This is a genomic window from Pseudomonas nitroreducens, from assembly GCF_024170165.1.
In the GTDB taxonomy this organism is placed as follows: domain Bacteria; phylum Pseudomonadota; class Gammaproteobacteria; order Pseudomonadales; family Pseudomonadaceae; genus Pseudomonas; species Pseudomonas nitroreducens_C.
Genome location: NZ_JALJXP010000004.1, coordinates 38624 through 57538, shown reverse-complemented (window position 1 = coordinate 57538; position 18915 = coordinate 38624). Strand labels below are relative to the sequence as shown.

The 18915-nt window shown below is 63.9% G+C and carries 16 protein-coding genes; 9 read left to right on the top strand and 7 right to left on the bottom strand.

The genetic code is table 11. From position 1 onward, the window contains the following. Positions 1-39 precede the first annotated feature (39 nt). The 9 genes from nusA to J2T47_RS09550 all read left to right on the top strand — a co-directional run bounded on the left by nusA (position 40) and on the right by J2T47_RS09550 (position 10440). Positions 40-1521 carry a transcription termination factor NusA gene (gene nusA, locus J2T47_RS09590; protein ID WP_253445247.1) on the top strand — a complete coding sequence of 494 codons (1482 nt, stop codon included), beginning with the start codon at positions 40-42 and terminating at the stop codon, positions 1519-1521. 27 nt (positions 1522-1548) lie between these two features. Then, positions 1549-4086: a translation initiation factor IF-2 gene (infB, locus tag J2T47_RS09585; RefSeq protein WP_253445245.1), complete on the top strand. Its 2538-nt coding sequence runs from the start codon at positions 1549-1551 to the stop codon at positions 4084-4086. 106 nt (positions 4087-4192) lie between these two features. Then, positions 4193-4579: a 30S ribosome-binding factor RbfA gene (gene rbfA, locus J2T47_RS09580; protein ID WP_045216758.1), complete on the top strand. Its 387-nt coding sequence runs from the start codon at positions 4193-4195 to the stop codon at positions 4577-4579. A 3-nt stretch (positions 4580-4582) separates the two neighbouring features. Further along, on the top strand, positions 4583-5497 hold the full coding sequence (gene truB / locus J2T47_RS09575) for a tRNA pseudouridine(55) synthase TruB (RefSeq protein WP_081520703.1): 915 nt from the start codon (positions 4583-4585) through the stop codon (positions 5495-5497). A gap of 98 nt (positions 5498-5595) precedes the next feature. Continuing rightward, positions 5596-5865 carry a 30S ribosomal protein S15 gene (gene rpsO, locus J2T47_RS09570; protein ID WP_017518939.1) on the top strand — a complete coding sequence of 90 codons (270 nt, stop codon included), beginning with the start codon at positions 5596-5598 and terminating at the stop codon, positions 5863-5865. A 169-nt stretch (positions 5866-6034) separates the two neighbouring features. Beyond that, complete coding sequence (gene pnp / locus J2T47_RS09565; protein ID WP_192292642.1) at positions 6035-8140, top strand: polyribonucleotide nucleotidyltransferase; 2106 nt, start codon at positions 6035-6037, stop codon at positions 8138-8140. Positions 8141-8234: 94 nt separating this feature from the next. Beyond that, a complete protein-coding gene (locus J2T47_RS09560; RefSeq protein ID WP_253445243.1) occupies positions 8235-9656 on the top strand; it encodes a DUF4013 domain-containing protein in 1422 nt (473 codons plus the stop codon). Positions 9657-9849: 193 nt separating this feature from the next. Beyond that, on the top strand, positions 9850-10197 hold the full coding sequence (locus J2T47_RS09555; protein ID WP_081520706.1) for a BON domain-containing protein: 348 nt from the start codon (positions 9850-9852) through the stop codon (positions 10195-10197). Positions 10198-10242: 45 nt separating this feature from the next. After that, complete coding sequence (locus J2T47_RS09550) at positions 10243-10440, top strand: CsbD family protein (protein WP_253445241.1); 198 nt, start codon at positions 10243-10245, stop codon at positions 10438-10440. 63 nt (positions 10441-10503) lie between these two features. Here J2T47_RS09550 and J2T47_RS09545 read toward each other — a convergent pair whose 3' ends face one another. From J2T47_RS09545 to J2T47_RS09515, 7 genes are all read right to left on the bottom strand, one after another. Continuing rightward, complete coding sequence (locus J2T47_RS09545) at positions 10504-11958, bottom strand: rhomboid family intramembrane serine protease (RefSeq protein WP_253445238.1); 1455 nt, start codon at positions 11956-11958, stop codon at positions 10504-10506. Between the two features lie 73 nt (positions 11959-12031). Further along, positions 12032-12355, bottom strand: coding sequence for a DUF2845 domain-containing protein (locus tag J2T47_RS09540; protein WP_437180966.1), 324 nt, complete (start codon positions 12353-12355; stop codon positions 12032-12034). After that, positions 12352-12642 (bottom strand): DUF2845 domain-containing protein, encoded by a 291-nt coding sequence (locus J2T47_RS09535; RefSeq protein WP_024765334.1) that lies wholly within the window; start codon positions 12640-12642, stop codon positions 12352-12354. The genes J2T47_RS09540 and J2T47_RS09535 overlap by 4 nt, the downstream gene beginning before the upstream one ends. Before the next feature lie 11 nt (positions 12643-12653). Beyond that, complete coding sequence (locus tag J2T47_RS09530) at positions 12654-15776, bottom strand: DUF748 domain-containing protein (RefSeq protein WP_253445235.1); 3123 nt, start codon at positions 15774-15776, stop codon at positions 12654-12656. A gap of 100 nt (positions 15777-15876) precedes the next feature. Continuing rightward, entirely contained in the window at positions 15877-16491 is a 615-nt protein-coding gene (locus J2T47_RS09525) for a response regulator transcription factor (protein WP_045216783.1), read from the bottom strand. A 193-nt stretch (positions 16492-16684) separates the two neighbouring features. After that, positions 16685-17863 (bottom strand): acetyl-CoA C-acetyltransferase, encoded by a 1179-nt coding sequence (locus J2T47_RS09520; protein ID WP_253445232.1) that lies wholly within the window; start codon positions 17861-17863, stop codon positions 16685-16687. 98 nt (positions 17864-17961) lie between these two features. Continuing rightward, complete coding sequence (locus J2T47_RS09515; protein WP_253445229.1) at positions 17962-18840, bottom strand: oxygenase MpaB family protein; 879 nt, start codon at positions 18838-18840, stop codon at positions 17962-17964. Positions 18841-18915: the final 75 nt, after the last annotated feature.

Below are 18915 nucleotides of genomic sequence, written 5' to 3'. Positions count from 1 at the left end.
AGAGCGCGGATTCCAATGGATTGAAAGGCGAGGCGTACGATGAGCAAAGAAGTACTGCTGGTTGTTGAGTCGGTATCCAACGAGAAGGGTGTACCGCCTGGCGTGATTTTCGAAGCGCTGGAGCTCGCTCTGGCGACTGCGACCAAAAAGCGTTTCGAGGACGAGGTTGACCTGCGCGTGGAAATCAACCGCGCCAACGGCAACTACGAAACCTTCCGTCGCTGGACCATCGTCGAAGACGAGGACTACTCCAATCCGGCATCGGAACTGACCGTCGAAGACGTGCAGGAAGATCATCCGGGCATGAAAGCCGGCGCGGTCATCGAAGAGAAGATCGAGTCCATCGAGTTCGGCCGCATCGCCGCACAGACCGCCAAGCAGGTCATCGTGCAGAAAGTTCGCGAAGCCGAGCGCGCCCAGGTGGTCGACGCCTACCGCGAGAAGGTCAACGAGATCATCTCCGGCACCGTCAAGAAGGTCACCCGCGACAACGTGATCGTCGATCTGGGCAACAACGCCGAAGCGCTGCTGGCCCGCGACCAGATCATCCCGCGTGAAACCTTCCGCGTCGGCACCCGCGTGCGTGCCCTGCTGAAGGAAATCCGCAGCGAGAACCGCGGCCCTCAGCTGATCCTGTCGCGTACTGCGCCGGAAATGCTGATCGAGCTGTTCCGCATCGAAGTACCGGAAATCGCCGAGCAACTGATCGACGTGATGGCCGCTGCCCGTGACCCGGGTTCGCGCGCCAAGATCGCCGTTCGCTCCAAGGACAAGCGTATCGATCCGCAGGGCGCCTGCATCGGTATGCGTGGTTCCCGCGTCCAGGCCGTCTCCGGCGAACTGGGCGGCGAGCGTGTGGACATCGTCCTCTGGGACGACAACCCCGCGCAGTTCGTGATCAACGCCATGGCCCCGGCCGAAGTGGCAGCGATCATCGTCGACGAAGATACCCACACCATGGATATCGCCGTCGCCGAGGACAACCTGGCACAGGCCATCGGCCGCAGTGGCCAGAACGTCCGTCTGGCCAGCCAGCTCACCGGCTGGACCCTGAACGTGATGACCGAGGCCGATATCCAGGCCAAACAGCAGGCTGAAACTGGCGACATCCTGCAGCGCTTCGTCGACGAGCTGGATGTCGATGAAGAACTCGCCCAGGTTCTGGTTGAAGAAGGTTTCACCACCCTGGAAGAGATTGCCTACGTACCGATGGAAGAGATGCTCAGCATCGACGGCTTCGACGAAGACATCGTCAACGAGCTGCGCTCGCGTGCCAAGGACCGCCTGCTGACCAAAGCCATCGCCACTGAAGAGAAACTCGCCGACGCACAACCTGCCGAAGACCTGCTCAGCCTCGATGGTATGACCAAAGAGCTGGCCGTGGACCTGGCGCTGCGTGGCGTAACCACCCGTGAAGATCTTGCCGAGCAGTCTATTGACGACCTGCTCGACATCGACGGCATGGACGAAGAGCGTGCCGGCAAGTTGATCATGGCCGCCCGGGCCCATTGGTTCGAGTAAGCATTCGCGGCCTGAGGAGAGAAGTGCATGACGCAAGTCACGGTGAAAGAACTGGCCAAGACGGTCGATACGCCGGTAGAGCGCCTGCTGCAGCAGATGCGCGAAGCGGGTCTGCCGCATAACAACGCCGAGCAGGTGGTGACCGACAGCGAGAAACAGGCGCTGCTGGCCCACTTGAAAGGCAGCCACGGTGATCGCGCGGATGAGCCGCGCAAGATCACCCTGCAACGCAAGACCACCTCGACCATTCGGGTCGCTGGCAGCAAGACCGTCAGCGTCGAGGTTCGCAAGAAGAAGACCTACGTCAAGCGCGATCCGGAAGAGCTTGAGGCCGAGCGCCAGCGCGAGCTGGAAGAGCAGCGTGCTGCTGAAGAAGCGGTCCGCGTGAAGGCCGAGGAAGAGGCTCGTCAGCGTGCCGCCGCGGAAGAGGCTCGCCGTCAGGCGGACGCCGCTCGGCAGACCGCTGATGTCGCTCCTGCTGCTACCGCTCCGGCCGCTGCAGAGGCACCGCGCGCCGCAGCTCCAGCTGCCGCTCCTGCTGCCCCGGCCGCTGCCGCTCCTGCTGCGGACGACCGCAAGAAGGACGAAGTGCGCCGCGCGCCCAAGCGCGACGAAGAGGACGAGCGCCGTGATCGCAAGCATGCCCAGCATCGCCCGTCGATCAAGGAAAAGGAAAAGACCACTGCTCCGCGCGTTGTACGCAGCGGTGGTGGCGACGACGACGACAGCTTTGGCCGTCGCGGCGGTGGCCGTGGCAAAGGCAAGCTGAAGAAGCGTAACCAGCACGGGTTCCAGAGCCCGACAGGACCGATTGTGCGTGAAGTGAATATCGGCGAGACCATCACCGTGGGCGATCTCGCTGCCCAGATGTCGGTGAAGGGTGCCGAGGTCGTCAAGTTCATGTTCAAGATGGGCACCCCGGTGACCATCAACCAGGTCCTCGACCAGGAAACCGCCCAGCTGATCGCCGAAGAACTCGGCCACAAGGTCAAGCTGGTCAGCGAGAACGCCCTGGAAGAGCAACTGGCCGAATCCCTGAGGTTCGAAGGTGAGGCGGTTTCCCGCGCGCCGGTCGTGACCGTCATGGGCCACGTCGACCACGGCAAGACCTCGCTGCTCGACTACATTCGTCGTGCCAAGGTGGCAGCTGGCGAAGCCGGCGGCATCACCCAGCACATCGGTGCCTACCACGTGGAAACCGACCGCGGCATGGTCACCTTCCTCGACACCCCCGGCCACGCCGCGTTCACCGCGATGCGTGCCCGTGGTGCCCAGGCGACCGACATCGTCATCCTCGTGGTGGCAGCGGACGACGGCGTGATGCCGCAGACCCAGGAAGCCGTACAGCACGCGAAAGCGGCTGGCGTGCCGATCGTGGTCGCGGTGAACAAGATCGACAAGCCCGATGCCAACCCGGACAACATCAAGAACGGCCTGGCCGCTCTGGACGTGATCCCGGAAGAGTGGGGCGGCGATGCTCCCTACGTCCACGTATCCGCCAAGATGGGTACCGGCGTCGACGAGCTGCTCGAAGCCGTGCTGCTGCAGGCTGAAGTGCTCGAACTCAAAGCCACTCCGTCGGCCCCGGGCCGTGGCGTGGTGGTCGAGTCCCGTCTGGACAAGGGCCGTGGCCCGGTAGCCACCGTGCTGGTCCAGGACGGTACCCTGCGTCAGGGCGACATGGTCCTGGTCGGCGTCAACTACGGCCGCGTCCGTGCGATGCTCGACGAGAACGGCAAGCCGATCAAGGAAGCCGGTCCGTCTATTCCGGTCGAGATCCTCGGCCTGGATGGCACTCCGGACGCCGGCGACGAAATGACCGTGGTTGCCGACGAGAAGAAGGCCCGCGAAGTCGCTCTGTTCCGTCAGGGCAAGTTCCGCGAAGTGAAACTGGCTCGTGCCCATGCCGGCAAGCTGGAAAACATCTTCGAGAACATGGGCCAGGAAGAGAAGAAGACCCTCAACATCGTGCTCAAGTCCGATGTCCGTGGTTCGCTGGAAGCCCTGCAGGGCTCGCTCAGTGGCCTGGGCAACGACGAAGTGCAGGTCCGTGTGGTCGGTGGCGGCGTCGGTGGTATCACCGAGTCCGATGCCAACCTGGCGCTGGCCTCCAACGCGGTGCTGTTCGGCTTCAACGTCCGTGCTGACGCCGGTGCGCGCAAGATCGTCGAGTCCGAAGGCCTCGACATGCGTTACTACAACGTGATCTACGACATCATCGAAGACGTCAAGAAAGCCCTGACCGGCATGCTCGGCAGCGATGTTCGCGAGAACATCCTGGGTATCGCCGAAGTGCGTGACGTGTTCCGTTCGCCGAAGTTCGGCGCGGTCGCCGGCTGCATGGTCACCGAGGGTCTGGTGCACCGCAACCGTCCGATCCGTGTACTGCGCGACGACGTGGTCATCTTCGAAGGCGAGCTGGAATCCCTGCGTCGCTTCAAGGATGACGTCTCCGAAGTCCGCGCCGGCATGGAATGCGGTATCGGCGTGAAGAGCTACAACGACGTCCGCGTCGGCGACAAGATCGAAGTGTTCGAGAAGGTCGAAGTCGCTCGTACTCTGTAAGGGTATTCGAGCGTGAACGCAGCGCCCGGGCCAGCTGAATTGCTGCCCCGGGCGTTTGCCGCTTTCAGACCCGGAGCCTTTGGGCTCGGGTAAGCAGGTTAGAAAAATGGCCAAAGAGTACAGCCGTACCCAGCGTATCGGCGACCAGATGCAGCGCGAACTGGCGCTGCTGATCCAGCGTGAAATCAAGGACCCGCGTCTCGGTCTGGTGACCATCACCGGCGTCGACGTGGCCCGTGACCTTTCCCATGCCAAGGTGTACGTCACCGTGATGGGCCAGGACGACAACGCCGAAGTGGTGAAGCAGAACACCAGCATCCTCAACGATGCCGCGGGCTTCCTGCGTATGCAGCTGGGCAAGGCGATGAAGCTGCGCACCGTGCCGCAACTGCACTTCAGCTACGACGCCAGCATCCGTCGCGGCGCCGAGCTGTCGGCCCTGATCGAGCGCGCCGTAGCTGCCGATCGTCGCGGCGGCGATTCCGAGGAGTAACGCGTGGCCCAGGTGAAACGCATTCGCCGTGCGGTCAACGGTGTGCTGATTCTCGACAAGCCGCTCGGCATGAGCTCCAACCAGGCGCTGCAGAAGGTGCGCTGGCTGCTCAACGCCGAGAAGGCCGGCCACACCGGTAGCCTCGATCCGCTGGCCACCGGCGTGCTGCCGCTGTGCTTCGGCGAGGCGACCAAGTTCTCCCAGTACCTGCTCGATGCTGACAAGGCCTACGAGACCATCGCCAAGCTGGGCGTCACGACCACCACTGCCGATGCCGAGGGCGAGGTGGTCGAGCAGCGCGAAGTGACCGCTGGTCGGGAAGCCATCGAGGCCCTGCTGCCGCGCTTCCGTGGCGACATAGAGCAGGTGCCGCCAATGTACTCGGCCCTGAAGAAGGACGGCCAGCCGTTGTACAAGCTGGCCCGTGCGGGAGAGGTAGTGGAGCGCGAGGCGCGTTCTGTTACTATTGCGCGCCTGGAAATGCTCGCGTTCGAGTCGCCCTGTGCGACCCTGGCGGTTTCCTGCAGCAAGGGCACCTATATTCGTACCCTGGTCGAAGACCTCGGTCGCGAACTCGGTTGTGGCGCACACGTCGCCGCCCTGCGCCGGACACAGGCAGGTCCCTTCCAGCTGAACCAGTCGGTGACGCTGGAGGAACTCGAGAAAGTCCATGCCGAGGGTGGCAACGAAGCCCTCGACCGCTTCCTGCTGCCGGTGGATGCCGGCCTGGAGCACTGGCCGCTGCTGCAGTTGTCCGAGCACAGCGCCTACTACTGGCTGCATGGTCAGCCAGTGCGCGCCCCCGATATGCCGAAGTTCGGCATGCTGCGGGTGCAGGATCATGAAGGTCGCTTCATCGGTATCGGTGAAGTGGTCGAAGACGGGCGCCTGGCGCCGCGTCGACTGATTCGGTCTTAAGGCCGAAACCGAGGGTGGCTGTCAGCAGGCACGGTCACTCCTCTTACTATGAACACAGGGAGAAGTCCCTGGCCTGTTACCTCAGAGGAAGCCCCATCATGGCACTGAGCGTCCAAGAAAAAGCCCAGATCGTTAACGAGTACAAGCAAGCTGAAGGCGACACCGGTTCCCCGGAAGTGCAGGTTGCACTGCTGTCCGCCAACATCAACAAGCTGCAGGACCACTTCAAGGCCAACGGCAAAGACCACCACTCCCGTCGTGGCCTGATCCGTATGGTTAACCAGCGTCGTAAGCTGCTGGACTACCTGAAGAGCAAGGACACCTCTCGTTACAGCGCCCTGATCGGTCGCCTGGGCCTGCGTCGCTAAGACGGCAAGCCTGAAGTGGGAAGCTGGGAGTCCGGGGTCGATGGGCGGTGTAAACCGCTCATCGGCTTCGGCTCCCGGCTTTCTCGCTTTTACAGGGAATGAAATCGGGTCCGACTCCCGGCATTTCCACAATTTCCCCCAAGGCAACTAAAGAGAAGGTAGAGCAACCGTGAACCCGGTAACCAAGAAATTCCAGTTCGGTCAGTCGACCGTAACCCTCGAGACTGGCCGCATTGCCCGCCAGGCCACCGGTGCCGTCCTGGTCACCATGGACGACGTCACCGTGCTCTGCACCGTCGTCGGCGCCAAGCAGGCCGACCCGAGCAAGAGCTTCTTCCCGCTCTCCGTGCACTACCAGGAGAAGACCTATGCAGCCGGCCGCATCCCCGGTGGTTTCTTCAAGCGTGAAGGCCGTCCTTCCGAGAAGGAAACCCTGACCTCGCGCCTGATCGACCGTCCGATCCGCCCGCTGTTCCCGGAAGGCTTCATGAACGAAGTGCAGGTTGTCTGCACCGTCGTTTCCACCAACAAGAAGTCCGATCCGGACATCGCTGCCATGATCGGCACCTCCGCCGCCCTGGCGATCTCCGGCATTCCGTTCGCCGGCCCGATCGGCGCTGCCCGCGTTGGCTTCCACCCGGAAATCGGCTACATCCTCAACCCGACCTACGAGCAGCAGCAGAGCTCCAGCCTCGACATGGTCGTGGCCGGTACTTCCGACGCCGTGCTGATGGTTGAATCCGAAGCCGACGAGCTGACCGAAGACCAGATGCTGGGCGCCGTTCTGTTCGCCCACGAAGAATTCCAGGCCGTTATCCGCGCCGTTGCCGAGCTGGCAACCGAAGCCGGCAAGCCGACCTGGAACTGGTCCGCCCCGGTCGAGAACACCGCCCTGGTCAACACCATCAAGGCCGAGTTCGGTGCTGCCATCTCCGAGGCTTACACCGTCACCATCAAGCAGGACCGTTACGCGGCCCTGGACGCCCTGCGCGAGCAGATCGTCGCCAAGTTCGCCGGTGAAGGCGAAGGCCAGTTCTCCGCTGGTGAAGTCAAGGAAGTCTTCGGCCTGCTGGAATACCGCACCGTTCGCGAGAACATCGTCAACGGCAAACCGCGTATCGACGGCCGCGACACCCGCACCGTTCGCCCGCTGCGCATCGAAGTCGGCGTACTGGGCAAGACCCACGGTTCGGCGCTGTTCACCCGTGGCGAAACCCAGGCTCTGGTCGTTGCCACCCTCGGCACCGCCCGTGACGCCCAGCTGCTCGACACCCTCGAAGGCGAGCGCAAAGACCCCTTCATGCTGCACTACAACTTCCCGCCGTTCTCGGTAGGCGAGTGTGGCCGTATGGGCAGCGCGGGCCGTCGTGAAATCGGCCACGGCCGTCTGGCACGCCGCAGCGTCGCTGCCATGCTGCCGACCCAGGACGAGTTCCCCTACACCATCCGTGTCGTGTCCGAGATCACCGAGTCCAACGGTTCCAGCTCCATGGCTTCCGTTTGCGGTGCTTCCCTGGCTCTGATGGACGCTGGTGTTCCGGTCAAGGCGCCGGTTGCCGGTATCGCCATGGGCCTGGTGAAGGAAGGTGACAAGTTCGCCATCCTGACCGACATCCTGGGTGACGAAGACCACCTGGGCGACATGGACTTCAAGGTCGCCGGCACCGACAAGGGCGTTACCGCCCTGCAGATGGACATCAAGATCAACGGCATCACCGAAGAGATCATGGAGATCGCCCTGGGCCAGGCCCTGGAAGCTCGCCTGAACATCCTCGGCCAGATGAACCAGATCATCGCCGCTCCGCGCGCCGAGCTGTCGGAAAACGCTCCGACCATGATCCAGATGAAGATCGACACCGACAAGATCCGCGACGTCATCGGCAAGGGCGGCGCCACCATTCGCAGCATCTGCGAAGAGACCAAGGCCTCGATCGACATCGAGGACGATGGCAGCGTGAAGATCTACGGCGAAACCAAGGAAGCTGCCGAGGCCGCCAAGCAGCGCGTCCTGGGTATCACCGCGGAAGCCGAGATCGGCAAGATCTACGTCGGCAAGGTTGAGCGCATCGTCGACTTCGGCGCCTTCGTCAACATCCTGCCGGGCAAGGATGGTCTGGTGCACATCTCGCAGATCAGCGACAAGCGCATCGACAAGGTCACCGACGTTCTGCAGGAAGGCCAGGAAGTCAAAGTCCTGGTTCTTGACGTGGACAACCGTGGCCGCATCAAGCTGTCCATCAAGGACGTAGCCGCTGCTGAAGCCTCTGGCGTGTAAGCAATCGGTGAAATGAAAGAGGGCCCCTTGCGGGCCCTCTTTTTTTGCCTTGAAAATGCGCTATTCGCCGATCTCGCTCCAAGGATGCCCCGAGATGGACAAGCGTTACTGCCACTACCACAGTGCCCAGCCCGCGACCTGGCATTGCCAGCCCTGCGAGCGTCATTACGGCGACTGCTGCATTCCCCTCAACGCCGATGCACCGGAGTACGCACCGGCGTGCCCGCTGTGCCGCGGCCACCTGCGCTTCCTCGGTGCGGCCAATACCGCGCAACCCTTCTGGGAGCGCCTGCCGAAATTCTTCGCTTACGGCTTCCAGGCCGGGCCGCTGGCCTTCTGCGCGCTGCTGGCACTGGCCTGCGTATTCATGCCAGCCATGATCGTACTCTGGGTCGCTTTGCTCAGCGTGGCGACCAAGTACCTGCACAGTGTGATCGAGGCGGCGAGCTTTGGTGGCCAGGACGCCCCGGGCCTGATCGAAGCCTTCAGCGCCGACAGCCTGAAGACGTTCTTCCAGCAACTGGCGGTGTTCCTGATCGCCCTCGTGCTGCTGTGGCTGGCCGCCGACTTCCACAGTGAGGCCGTCTACTGGGCCGCCAACATCGGCCTCATGCTGGTGCTGCCGGCGAGCATCATCCGGCTGTCCCTGGACAAGAGCCTGGGCGCCGCGCTCAGCCCCGGCGAAGTGGGGCAGGTCATCGCCGCCATGGGCTGGCGTTACCTGATCCTTTGCGTGTTCCTGTTCATCCTCTGGCAATCGCCCACCTATGTCGGCTGGCTGCTCTCCAACGGGCTGCCGCGGGTAGTGATGGTCCCGGTGGTCGCGGGGCTGACGGGGTATTTCGCCGTGGTGATGTGCGCCATGATGGGCTACGCCGTGTTCCAGTATCAGGGGGAGCTGGGCTACGTTTCCGCCGGGGAAGATGCCCCAGCCGGCTTTGCTGCGCCGGAATGGCACCGCCGCAAGGCGCTGGCCGAGGCGGAGGTGCGGGTCAAGGAGGGGCAGACCGGCGCCGCCCTGGAGATACTCGTCGCGGCCCTGCGCGAAGGCCGCCAGGACCTCAAGCTCAACGAGCGCTATCACCAGTTGCTGTTCGCCCTTAACGAACGCACCGAGTGCCTGAACCACCTGCCGCACTACCTTGGCCTGGCCAGCCGGCTGAATCCCCAGCTTGCCGCCAGTGCATTCCTCAATGCCCGGCAGTTGCAGGCGGATTACCTGCCGGAAGACCCGAGCGTGTGCGAGCGCATCGCCGAGGTGCTGATCGAGCGCCACAAGGCCCGCGAGGGGCTGAGCCTGCTGCGCAACCTGCACAAGCGTTTCCCGGAATACCCCGGCATTCCTCGCGCGTACCTGATGGCGGCACGGGCGTTCTCCGAACAGCTGGGGCAGGTGGAGCCGGCGCAGCAGCTGCTGGCCTTCATTCGCCAGCGCTATCCGGCGTTCGAGCAGATGGGGGAGGTGGTGCAACTCGAAGCCGTACTCACGAAGTTGGGTCGAAGCTCCGGGACCTGATCGTGCAACCTGCATGAAGCGCAGCGGCAGGTTTTGCAAACTGCAAGCGAAGGGCGTTTTCGGTTTTTGTTTAACATATTGATTTGTAAGGATTTTCCTGAATCCGTGAAGCTGGCACAGGGCTTGCGATAGTTCTAGTGCAACTGCTGCCAGGCACGGGCCGCAGTTTTCCAATAATTCAGGAGAAACCGCCATGAAACGTTTCAACAAACTGGCTCTCGCCGCTGCCACTGCAACCGCCCTGAGCTTCTCGTTCGCCAACTCGGTGTTCGCCCAGCCGACGACTCTGGCCGCCAACGAGACAGTTCAGAAAACCGAAGAGGCGGTTTCCGATACCTGGATCACCAGCAAGGTGAAGTCTTCGCTGATCGCCAACAAGGACATCAGCGGCACCAACATCAAGGTCGAAACCAACAAGGGCGTGGTATCCCTCTCGGGTAACGTCAAGACCGACGCCGAGAAGGAACTGGCCATTCAGACCACCAAGGGCATCAAGGGCGTGACAGCTGTTTCCGCCGATGGCCTGAAGTCTGTCGAGTAAGGCCACACCATCTCGCCTCTATCCAACCTTCAGAGGAGGATCGCCATGAACACTGACGTCATCAAAGGCAAGTGGAAGCAGCTGTCCGGCACGCTCAAGGAGAAGTGGGGCAAGCTCACTGACGACGACCTGCAGCAGGCGGACGGACACGCCGAATACCTGGTAGGCAAGCTGCAGGAGCGCTACGGCTGGACCAAGGAGAAAGCGGAAGAGGAAGTCCGCGACTTCAGCCGCCATCTGTAGCGCCCAGACACAGGGATGACCCAGGCCCCGCCGGTTTGCCGGCGGGGCTTTTTCATGGGCGGATCAGGGCGCGAGATGCTGCTGGTAGATCGTCAGCTGCCGTGTCGGATCGGCTTCCGGGTAGTGCTGGCGGAGGAAGCGCGAGAGCTCCCGGACTGCCTGCAGGTCGCCTTTCTGCCCGATCTGCTTGGCCAGTTGCAGGGTCAGGCCGGGCAGTGGCTCGGGCAGTTGGCCCGAGCGCGACAGACGACGCCAGCAGTTCAGTGCCTGTGGCGTTTCATTGCGTTGCAGCAGCTTGCGCAGCAGGTGCAGTTGGATTGCCGGGTGGTTGAGCAGCCCCGCTTCGCTGGCGGCGCTCTCTTCGGCGAGCCGGCGCAGCAGGGCGTCGGCGGCGGGGGAGGGCGGCAGGGCAAACAGCTGCTTGAGGGTTTCGCCCATCAGCGTGCGATCCTGCCGGCCCTTGGCGACGCCGTAAAGGCGCTCGACCAGTACCGGTTGCCCGGGAAACTGCCGCAGCAGCTCGGGGCCACGTGCGGCGGCCTGGTCGAGGGCAAAGCGGCCGATCAACTCGTCCAGCGAGGCCAGGGCACGCTTGAACGGCGCGTCCGGGTCTTCCTTGGCCAGGTAGGCTTCGTCCACCGGCATCCGTCCCAGCGTACGCGGTAGCCAGACGGCGAGAAAACCGGAGACCAGGCCGCCGATGTGCGCGTAATAGTTTACGTGGTCCGCGGCACGCACCAGCCCGAACAGTTCCTTGCCCAGCCACAGTGGCAGGATCCATAGCGCGGGCGCCTTGAGGTAGCCCATCAGGGGCCCGAGCCAGTAGAAGAACTGGATACGCCGCAGGCCGTAGACGCCGATGTACATGCCCATCAGGCCGGAAATCGCCCCCGAGGCGCCGATACCCGGCACCCAGGAAGGATCGAGCGCCCACCACAGCAGGCCGGAGCACAGGCCGCTGAACAGGTAGAGGCCCAGGTAAAGGGCGCGGCCCAGCGCCGCTTCGAGGGCGAAGCCGAAGATGAACAGGAACACCATGTTGCCGGCCAGATGCCAGAAACTGCCATGCAGGAACATCGAGCCGAACAGGCCCTGCACCGTGAAGCGCTCGGGGATGAAGCCGAAGCGCAGGCTGCTGGTCTGGTCGCGGGCCGTTTCGGCCCTCAGGCGCGCGGCCTGCCAGGCGGCATCCTGCTGGAAGGCAGGCAGGGCGCGCAGTTCATGGCCGAACTCCAGGTCCGAGAGCACCAGCCAGGCCAGTTGCTGGCGGGGCAGGGATTCCAGGGCGCGCTGCTGATCCGCCTCCAGTCGGTCGCGGCGTTCCAGCGAGGCGCTGAACAACGGCCGCTCATGGCTGAGCAGGTCCTGTTCGAGGTAGGCGCGCACGGCTTCTTCGCGCCGGGTGCTGTCGCCACCCTGGTAGCCGAAATAGATCAGGACGTTGATGACGATCAGCAGCAGCGTGATGACCGGAGGTTTCTTCCAGTCCAGCGGGTGCTCGGCGGGGACGATAACCATGGCGACCGGTCCTTGGCCTGAATGGCGTAAGTGCTAGAGAGGCGGCGAGACTAGCACCTCGCCACCACGGCTGTCAGTTGCCGCTGCGCTTGCTCTGGATGTCGCTCAGGCGGTTGCCCTCGAAGCGGACGAAATACAGCATCCCGCTCCACGGGCCGTAGATCCATTCCTCGACGGCGACCTCCATGGACTCGCCGTATCGGGGGCCGGGCACCTGCTTGTAGCCCAGGAACGAGCGGCTGACCGGCTCACCACAGCGGCTGAGTACCTCACTGGTGACATCCCCGGTGCTGATCAGCTTGCTGCTGCAGCGCAGGCTGGCGGCCTGGGCATCGATGGCCGTGAAGGAGAGGGACAGCAGCAGGGCCGCCAGACGCACTACCTGGGGAGTCTTCAATTGCGTTTGAACTCGATGCTTTTGAGCTTGTTGGCTTCGAAGGTGAGGATGTAGCTGGTGCCGTTGCGGGGGCCGTAGACCCACTCCTCGACCCGGTACTCGCGGTGGTCGTAACCGCTCAGGGTATAGCCGACTTCATCGCGGTGATCCGGCGCGCCGCACTTCTGCTCGACCTCCCAGGCGCGGTCGCCGGCGTTGATCAGGGAGCTGCCGCAGCGCATGCTTTCCGCCTGGGCGCCCGCCGCGCAAAGCAGCAGGGCGCAGGACATCCAGGTCAGGGCTTTCATCGAACGACTCCTTATTCGCTGTCGAGGTGAAGCTGGGTGGCCACGCTGCCACCATTCTCCGCTTCGCCGAAGCTGACGTCGATGAGGTAGATGCGGTCGTCACCCAGGCCACCCTTGGCAACCAGGTAGTCCTTGATCTGGGTGGCGCGCTCCTGGCCGAGCTTGCGCAGCAGCAGCTGGCTGTCGCTCCAGGAGTCGAGCACGGCCTGGCGCATCTTCGCCGAGCGCTCGTCCTTGCTGAGATCCTGCCATTCCGCTGGCGGCTGCTTCTTCAGACGCGAGCGGTAGACGCCTTCGAGCAGGACCGGCTGCAAGTCTTCCGGCACCTCCAGCTGGCTCGCGTCGCTGGGCACCTTGTCGCCGCGGCGCTGCAACATGCTGTAGTAGTTCTTCTGGTATTCCTGCTGCAGGCGCTTGTCAGCCAGCAGCGGGCCATCGCTGGCAGCTGCCGCGACGCCTTCGACTTCCAGCTTCAGTGCCGGGCGCTGCTTGAGGGCTTCAGCGAGCTTGTCGAGGTTGCCCTGGGCGCTGGCGTCCAGCTCGCTGGAACCGGCGGCGAACACCACGTTGCTCAGGTCCGGCCCGCCGCCACCGCTGGCCAGGCCGGCGATGAAGTTGAACGGAGCCTGCACCGCGCGCACCACCAGGTTGCGCAGGGTCTGCCAGACGATGGGCATGACGCTGAACTGCGGGTTGTTCAGGTCGCCTTCCACCGGCAGCTGGATATCGATGTTGCCGTTGGCGTCCTTGAGCAGGGCGATTGCCAGTTTTACCGGCAGGTCGACGGCGTCCGGGCTGTCGACCTTCTCGCCCAGTTGCAGGTGTTCGACCAGTACCTTGTTGTCGGCTTTGAGCTTGCCCTGGGTGATCTGGTAGTGCAGGTCCAGGTTCAACCGGCCCTTGCGGATGCGGTAGCCGGCGAACTTGCCCGAGTAGGGCGTCAGGGTGGTCAGCTCGACGCGCTTGAAGCTGGTGGCGATGTCCAGTTTCTCCAGCGGCGAGAAGGGGTTGAGGCTGCCCTTGATGGTCACGGGGGCGTACTTGTCGACCTTGCCCTTCACGTCCACCGAGGCCGGCGCGGGATTGCGGTTGTCGATGGTGCCGATCTCGCCGCCCAGTTGCTGGATGGCGGTGGCGAAGTCCGGGCGCAGGGTCAGGTCGGCGAAGTTGGCCGAGCCGTTGTTGATCTTCACGCCGCCGATGCGGATGCCCAGCGGCTTGCTGTTGCTGCCCGAGGCGTTGCCTTTGCTCGCCGAGGACGAGGCAGATTCCGGCTGTGGAATGATCAGCTCGCTGACGTTGGTGCTGCGGTCCTCGTTGATGATGAAGCGCGCGTAGGGTTCTTCCAGCGAGACGGTCTGGATCACCAGGCTGTCGCCGTGCTTGTAGGCCAGGCCATCGAGGGTCAGCCTGGTCCATTTGACGAAGTCGCGGCTCTTTATGGTGTCCAGCGTGTGCAGTTGGGTGACCTGGGCGCTGCCGGTAACGCTGAAGGCCAGCGGCTCGGTGCCCTTGAGGTCGACATCGAGGTCGCTGGACAGCAGGCCGCTGCGCAGCTCCAGGCGAATGAACGGGTCGATGTAGGCCTGGGCGATGCGCAGGTCGATGTCGCGGGTCGAAACCTTCAGCTTGGCGCTGACGGGGTTGGGGATGACCTGGCCGCTGGCTTCGATCTGCCCGCGCGGGCCAAGGCCGGTCTTGAGCTTGAGCTGCAATGGTGAGGTCAGGCCGCTGTCGACGTTCTGCAGGTCGAGATCCAGCGGGCCGACTTCCAGGGTCACCGGTTTAGCCGGCACGCGATCGGCCAGGTGCGCCTTGTAGCCGCGCAACTGGGTGTCGCGCAAAACGACATGCCAGGGTTTCCGCGGTGCCGCGGGTTGGGCCTGCTCAGCCGTCTGCGCGGGCTTGTCGGCCTCGGCGGGCCTGGTTTCTGGCTGGGACGGCGCTGCTGGTCTGGCAGGCTCGGTCTTGGCCGTCTTGGCCGTCTTGGCCGTCTCGGCGGGTGCGCTGGGCTGGGCTTCCGGCTGGTCGGCCGAGGCCTGCTGTTCCTTGCCGGTTGCCGCAGCTGGCTCTGTGGCGGGCGCGGCCTGCGCCTGAGGCGTTGGCTCATCCGGGCGCTTGAAGGGTTTGAAGGTGGCGAAGAGTTTCTGCCAGTCCAGCTGGCCGTCCTTCTCGCGTGCAGCCCAGGCTTCCAGGCCCTGGCTGCGGATCTGGCCGACCACCACTTCCTGCTTGACGAGGTCCAGGGTGGTTTCGGCGACATCCAGGGTGGCCAGCTTGGCCAGTGGTTTGCCTTCGGGGGAACTGAGGTCCAGGTCGCGCAGCTTGATGGCAGCCTTGTCCAGCAGGAGTTGCGTCCCCTTCGAGAGGTCCAGGTGGTAGTCGGAGGCCACGCTGAGGATGCCGTTGTTCAGGTTCAGCGGCGCGTTGTCGCGCACGTAGGGCCACCAGGCCTTCAGCGGCACACCGTCCAGGGTGAAGCTGCCCTTGGAGGTGAAGGGCACGATGCTCAGGTCGCCCTTCCAATCGAGCTTGCCTCCGTGCGGGCCGGTGGCGATCAGGGTCATTTGCGCACCGTCTTCGGGCAGGGTGCTCAGGTTGTGCAGCTCGAAGCCCATCGGGTCGAAGACGAACTCCACGGGCTCACTGGGACGGCGGTCGAGGAAGTGCAGGCTGCCTTCGGCCAGGCGGATGCGGTCGATGCGCAGCGGGAAGGGATCGCCGGGCTCTTCCTGGGCGGGGGCCGGCTCGCTGGGCGGCAGCTTGAACAGTTTGCCCAGGTTCAGCGTGCCGTTCTCGGCGAACAGCAGCTCGGTGTGCGGTGCGTCCAGTTCGACGTCGGTGAGGTGCAGCCTGCGTTTCCACAGACTGTCGAGTTCGAGGTTGGCGTAAAGACGACGGAAGCGCACCTGCTCCTGTCCATCGGCTCCCAGATGCAGACCCCAGAGCGTGAGTTCGAGGCTGAAGGGATTGAACTCGATGCGCTCCAGGCGCGCCGGAACGGTCGAGTAATGGGCCAGTTGCTGGTTGGCTATCCGCAGTCCAACGCCGGGCAGGATGAGAAAACCCAGCAGGCAATAGAACAGGACCAACAGCACTACCGCGCCGATGGCGCGTTTCAATCCTTTGGGCATGGCGAGAGTCGTTTCCGTCGTGACGTGCCACAGGAGTATGGCACGGCTGTGATTCTTCGATTCGATAGTCGCCTTCGGACGCGGTTTTCAGTGATGTCTGTCAGTCATTCAGGCGATGGGTGCGGGCGAATTCGACGAGGTCCACAAGACTCTCCAGGTTCAGCTTTTCCAGAATGCGCGTCTTGTAGGTGCTGACGGTCTTCTGGCTGAGGAACAGCTCTTCGGCGATGTCCTTGTTGCTCATGCCTCTCACCAGGCTGCGCAACACCACCAGCTCCCGTGGCGTGAGGCTGGCTACCGGGTCGGTGTTCTTGTCGATGCTCAGGGCTTTTTCCGGGAAGCAGCGATAGCCCGAAACCAGCATGCGCGCGGCGTTGAGAATGGCGCTGGTGTCCTTGTTCTTGCTGACGAATCCATGCGCACCCGCCGCTTCGACCTTGCTCGAGTACAGGCGTTCATCCTGCGAGCTCAACACCAGCAGGCGGATGTTCTCGTCGAAGATGTGGATGCGCGCCAGCAGGTCGAGGCCGTCCATACCTGGCAGATTGAGGTCCAGTATCACCAGGTCCGGACGCTCCTTGCGGACAGCATCCAGGCCGCCATGGCCATCGGCCGCTTCGCGAGCCACTTCGAACTGAGGATCCTGTTCGAGCAGCGAGCGAATGGCCAGGCGCATCGCGGGGTGATCTTCGATCAACACGACACGCTTCTTCATAGTTAGCTCCCTTAGAGTCTGAATAACTGCGCGCATTGACCTTGAAGATAGACCAGCTGTTCAAGCTCCTTCGGAATATTCCTATGCGTAGGACCAAAAGCTTGCGGGGAGTCAAGTTGGGAGGGCTTTGGCCTGCCCGCGTGCGTGGAGACTTGCTGCGCAGAGTGAATTCTGCACAGCAAGCCAGCGGTTGTTAGCGCTCCAGAGCCAGCGCCACGCCTTGTCCACCGCCGATGCAGAGCGTCGCGAGGCCTTTTTTGGCATCGCGGCGAAGCATCTCGTGGAGCAGGGTGACGAGCACGCGGCAACCCGATGCGCCGATGGGGTGTCCGAGGGCGATGGCGCCGCCGTTCACATTCACCTTCGAAGCATCCCAGCCCAATTCCTTGCCCACGGACAGTGCCTGGGCGGCGAACGCTTCGTTGGCTTCGATCAGGTCCAGGTCGGCGAGTTGCCAGCCGGCCTTCTCCAGGCAGCGGCGAGTGGCCGAGACCGGGCCAATGCCCATGATGGCCGGGTCGACACCGGCGTTGGCGTAGGCGGCAATACGGGCCAGTACCGGCAGACCCAGTTCGGCGGCCTTGGCGGCGCTCATCAGCAGTACGGCGGCGGCGCCATCATTGAGGGTCGAAGCGTTGCCGGCGGTCACGCTGCCATCCTTCCTGAACGCTGGTTTGAGCTTGGCGAGGGATTCTGCGGTGGTGCCGGCGCGGGGCTGCTCGTCGGTGTCGAAGCGCAGCGGTTCGCCCTTGCGCTGGGGAATCTCGATGGCGGTGATCTCGTTCTTGAAACGGCCTGCTTCGATGGCCGCGCTCGCCTTGCGCTGCGAGTCGGCGGCAAAGGCATCCTGCTCCTCGCGGCTGATACCGTACTTGTCCACCAGGTTCTCGGCGGTGATGCCCATGTGGTAGTCATTGAAGGCGTCCCACAGGCCATCCTGGATCATGCTGTCGATCAGCTTCGCGTGGCCCATGCGCAGGCCGGTGCGGGCTCCGGGCATGACGTAGGGAGCGAGGCTCATGCTTTCCTGGCCGCCGGCAATGACGATGTCGGCGTCGCCGCAGCGGATCGCCTGGGCCGCAAGGTGCAGTGCCTTGAGTCCGGAACCGCAGACCTTGTTCACCGTCATTGCCGGTACGCTGTTGGGCAGGCCGGCGGCAATGGACGCCTGGCGTGCCGGGTTCTGGCCGGCGCCGGCAGTGAGGGTCTGGCCGAGGATCACCTCGTCGACCCGGGCCGGGTCCAGGCCGGTCTGTCGCAGCAGGCTGCGAATCACCGCGGCACCCAGTTCATGGGCCGGCAGTGTGGAAAGCGAACCCTGGAAGCTGCCGATGGCGGTACGGGTGGCAGCGACGATGACGACTTCTTGCATGACACGAATCCTCTGTCGGAAGCGGCGAGGCCGCAGCGAACGGGCATGGTTGCATGCCCGTCGCCGGCTCACCACCCTCCGAACCGGGTGGTCACGCTTCAGCGCAGAGGTGGTAAACCCATGCGCCGGCGTGCGCGGTGCAACGAGCCGTTGCGTACTGCCCAGCGCAGCAGTGGCACGCTGCGTTTCACACTGGCGCGGATCAGTTGCCGTTGCAGGCTGCCCAGGCTCAGGCCGAGCTGATCCGCGGCCCAGTCCGGCAGCAGGTCGATGCCGGCGCGCATCATCAGCATGCCGAAGGGTTTTGCGAGGAAACTCGGGGCGGGGGCGTTGAACAGCACGCTGACCACCTCGCGGGTGCGTTCGTCATAGCGCAGCTGGGGGCGCATGCGTTGCAGGTAAGCCGCTACCTCGGCGCGCGAGCGTGGTACTTCCCGGGCGCCGAGTCGCTCGGCGATGAGGGCGATCTCGCTGTAGTAGCGGTCCTGCGCTTCGCCGGAAAGCTCCGGGTTCAGGTAGCGCAGGTGCGAGGCGAGGAAGCAGCTGACTTCAGCAACGTGCACCCAGGTCAGCAGGTCCGGGTCGCTGGCGGCATAGGCGGTGCCGTCGGGCAGCGTGCCGTGCACGTTGTCGTGAATGCGCCGCACACGTTCGATCAGCTTCTCGGCGTCACTGCGCGAGCCGTAGGTGGTGGCGGAGATGAACTGCCCGGTGCGGCGCAGGCGGCCGAGCATGTCGGCGCGGAAGTTGGAGTGGTCCCAGACGCCGCCGAGGGCGGCCGGATGGAGCATCTGCAGGAGCAGGGCGCTGATGCCGCCGATGAGCATCGAGCTGAAGTCACCGTGGACTCTCCAGCTCACGGAATCCGGCCCGAACAGGCCGGGGTCGCCCTTGGGCGACTCGAAGTCGACTCCGCCCAGGGCGAGGCCGGTCAGGCTGAGTACCTGGCTTTCGATATGACGGCGGACGGTTTCCATTGCGGCGGACAGGCCTCGGGGCAAGGACGACAGGTCTGTTGTCTAAACCTAGCATCTTTGCACCCTTGGCCTGTA

Coding starts and splice junctions, on each gene's coding strand:
- nusA (WP_253445247.1), top strand. CDS start 40: ATGAGCAAAGAAGTACTGCTGGTTGTTGAGTCGGTATCCAACGAGAAG.
- infB (WP_253445245.1), top strand. CDS start 1,549: ATGACGCAAGTCACGGTGAAAGAACTGGCCAAGACGGTCGATACGCCG.
- rbfA (WP_045216758.1), top strand. CDS start 4,193: ATGGCCAAAGAGTACAGCCGTACCCAGCGTATCGGCGACCAGATGCAG.
- rpsO (WP_017518939.1), top strand. CDS start 5,596: ATGGCACTGAGCGTCCAAGAAAAAGCCCAGATCGTTAACGAGTACAAG.
- J2T47_RS09560 (WP_253445243.1), top strand. CDS start 8,235: ATGGACAAGCGTTACTGCCACTACCACAGTGCCCAGCCCGCGACCTGG.
- J2T47_RS09555 (WP_081520706.1), top strand. CDS start 9,850: ATGAAACGTTTCAACAAACTGGCTCTCGCCGCTGCCACTGCAACCGCC.
- J2T47_RS09550 (WP_253445241.1), top strand. CDS start 10,243: ATGAACACTGACGTCATCAAAGGCAAGTGGAAGCAGCTGTCCGGCACG.
- J2T47_RS09545 (WP_253445238.1), bottom strand. CDS start 11,958: ATGGTTATCGTCCCCGCCGAGCACCCGCTGGACTGGAAGAAACCTCCG.
- J2T47_RS09535 (WP_024765334.1), bottom strand. CDS start 12,642: ATGAAAGCCCTGACCTGGATGTCCTGCGCCCTGCTGCTTTGCGCGGCG.
- J2T47_RS09530 (WP_253445235.1), bottom strand. CDS start 15,776: ATGCCCAAAGGATTGAAACGCGCCATCGGCGCGGTAGTGCTGTTGGTC.
- J2T47_RS09525 (WP_045216783.1), bottom strand. CDS start 16,491: ATGAAGAAGCGTGTCGTGTTGATCGAAGATCACCCCGCGATGCGCCTG.
- J2T47_RS09520 (WP_253445232.1), bottom strand. CDS start 17,863: ATGCAAGAAGTCGTCATCGTCGCTGCCACCCGTACCGCCATCGGCAGC.
- J2T47_RS09515 (WP_253445229.1), bottom strand. CDS start 18,840: ATGGAAACCGTCCGCCGTCATATCGAAAGCCAGGTACTCAGCCTGACC.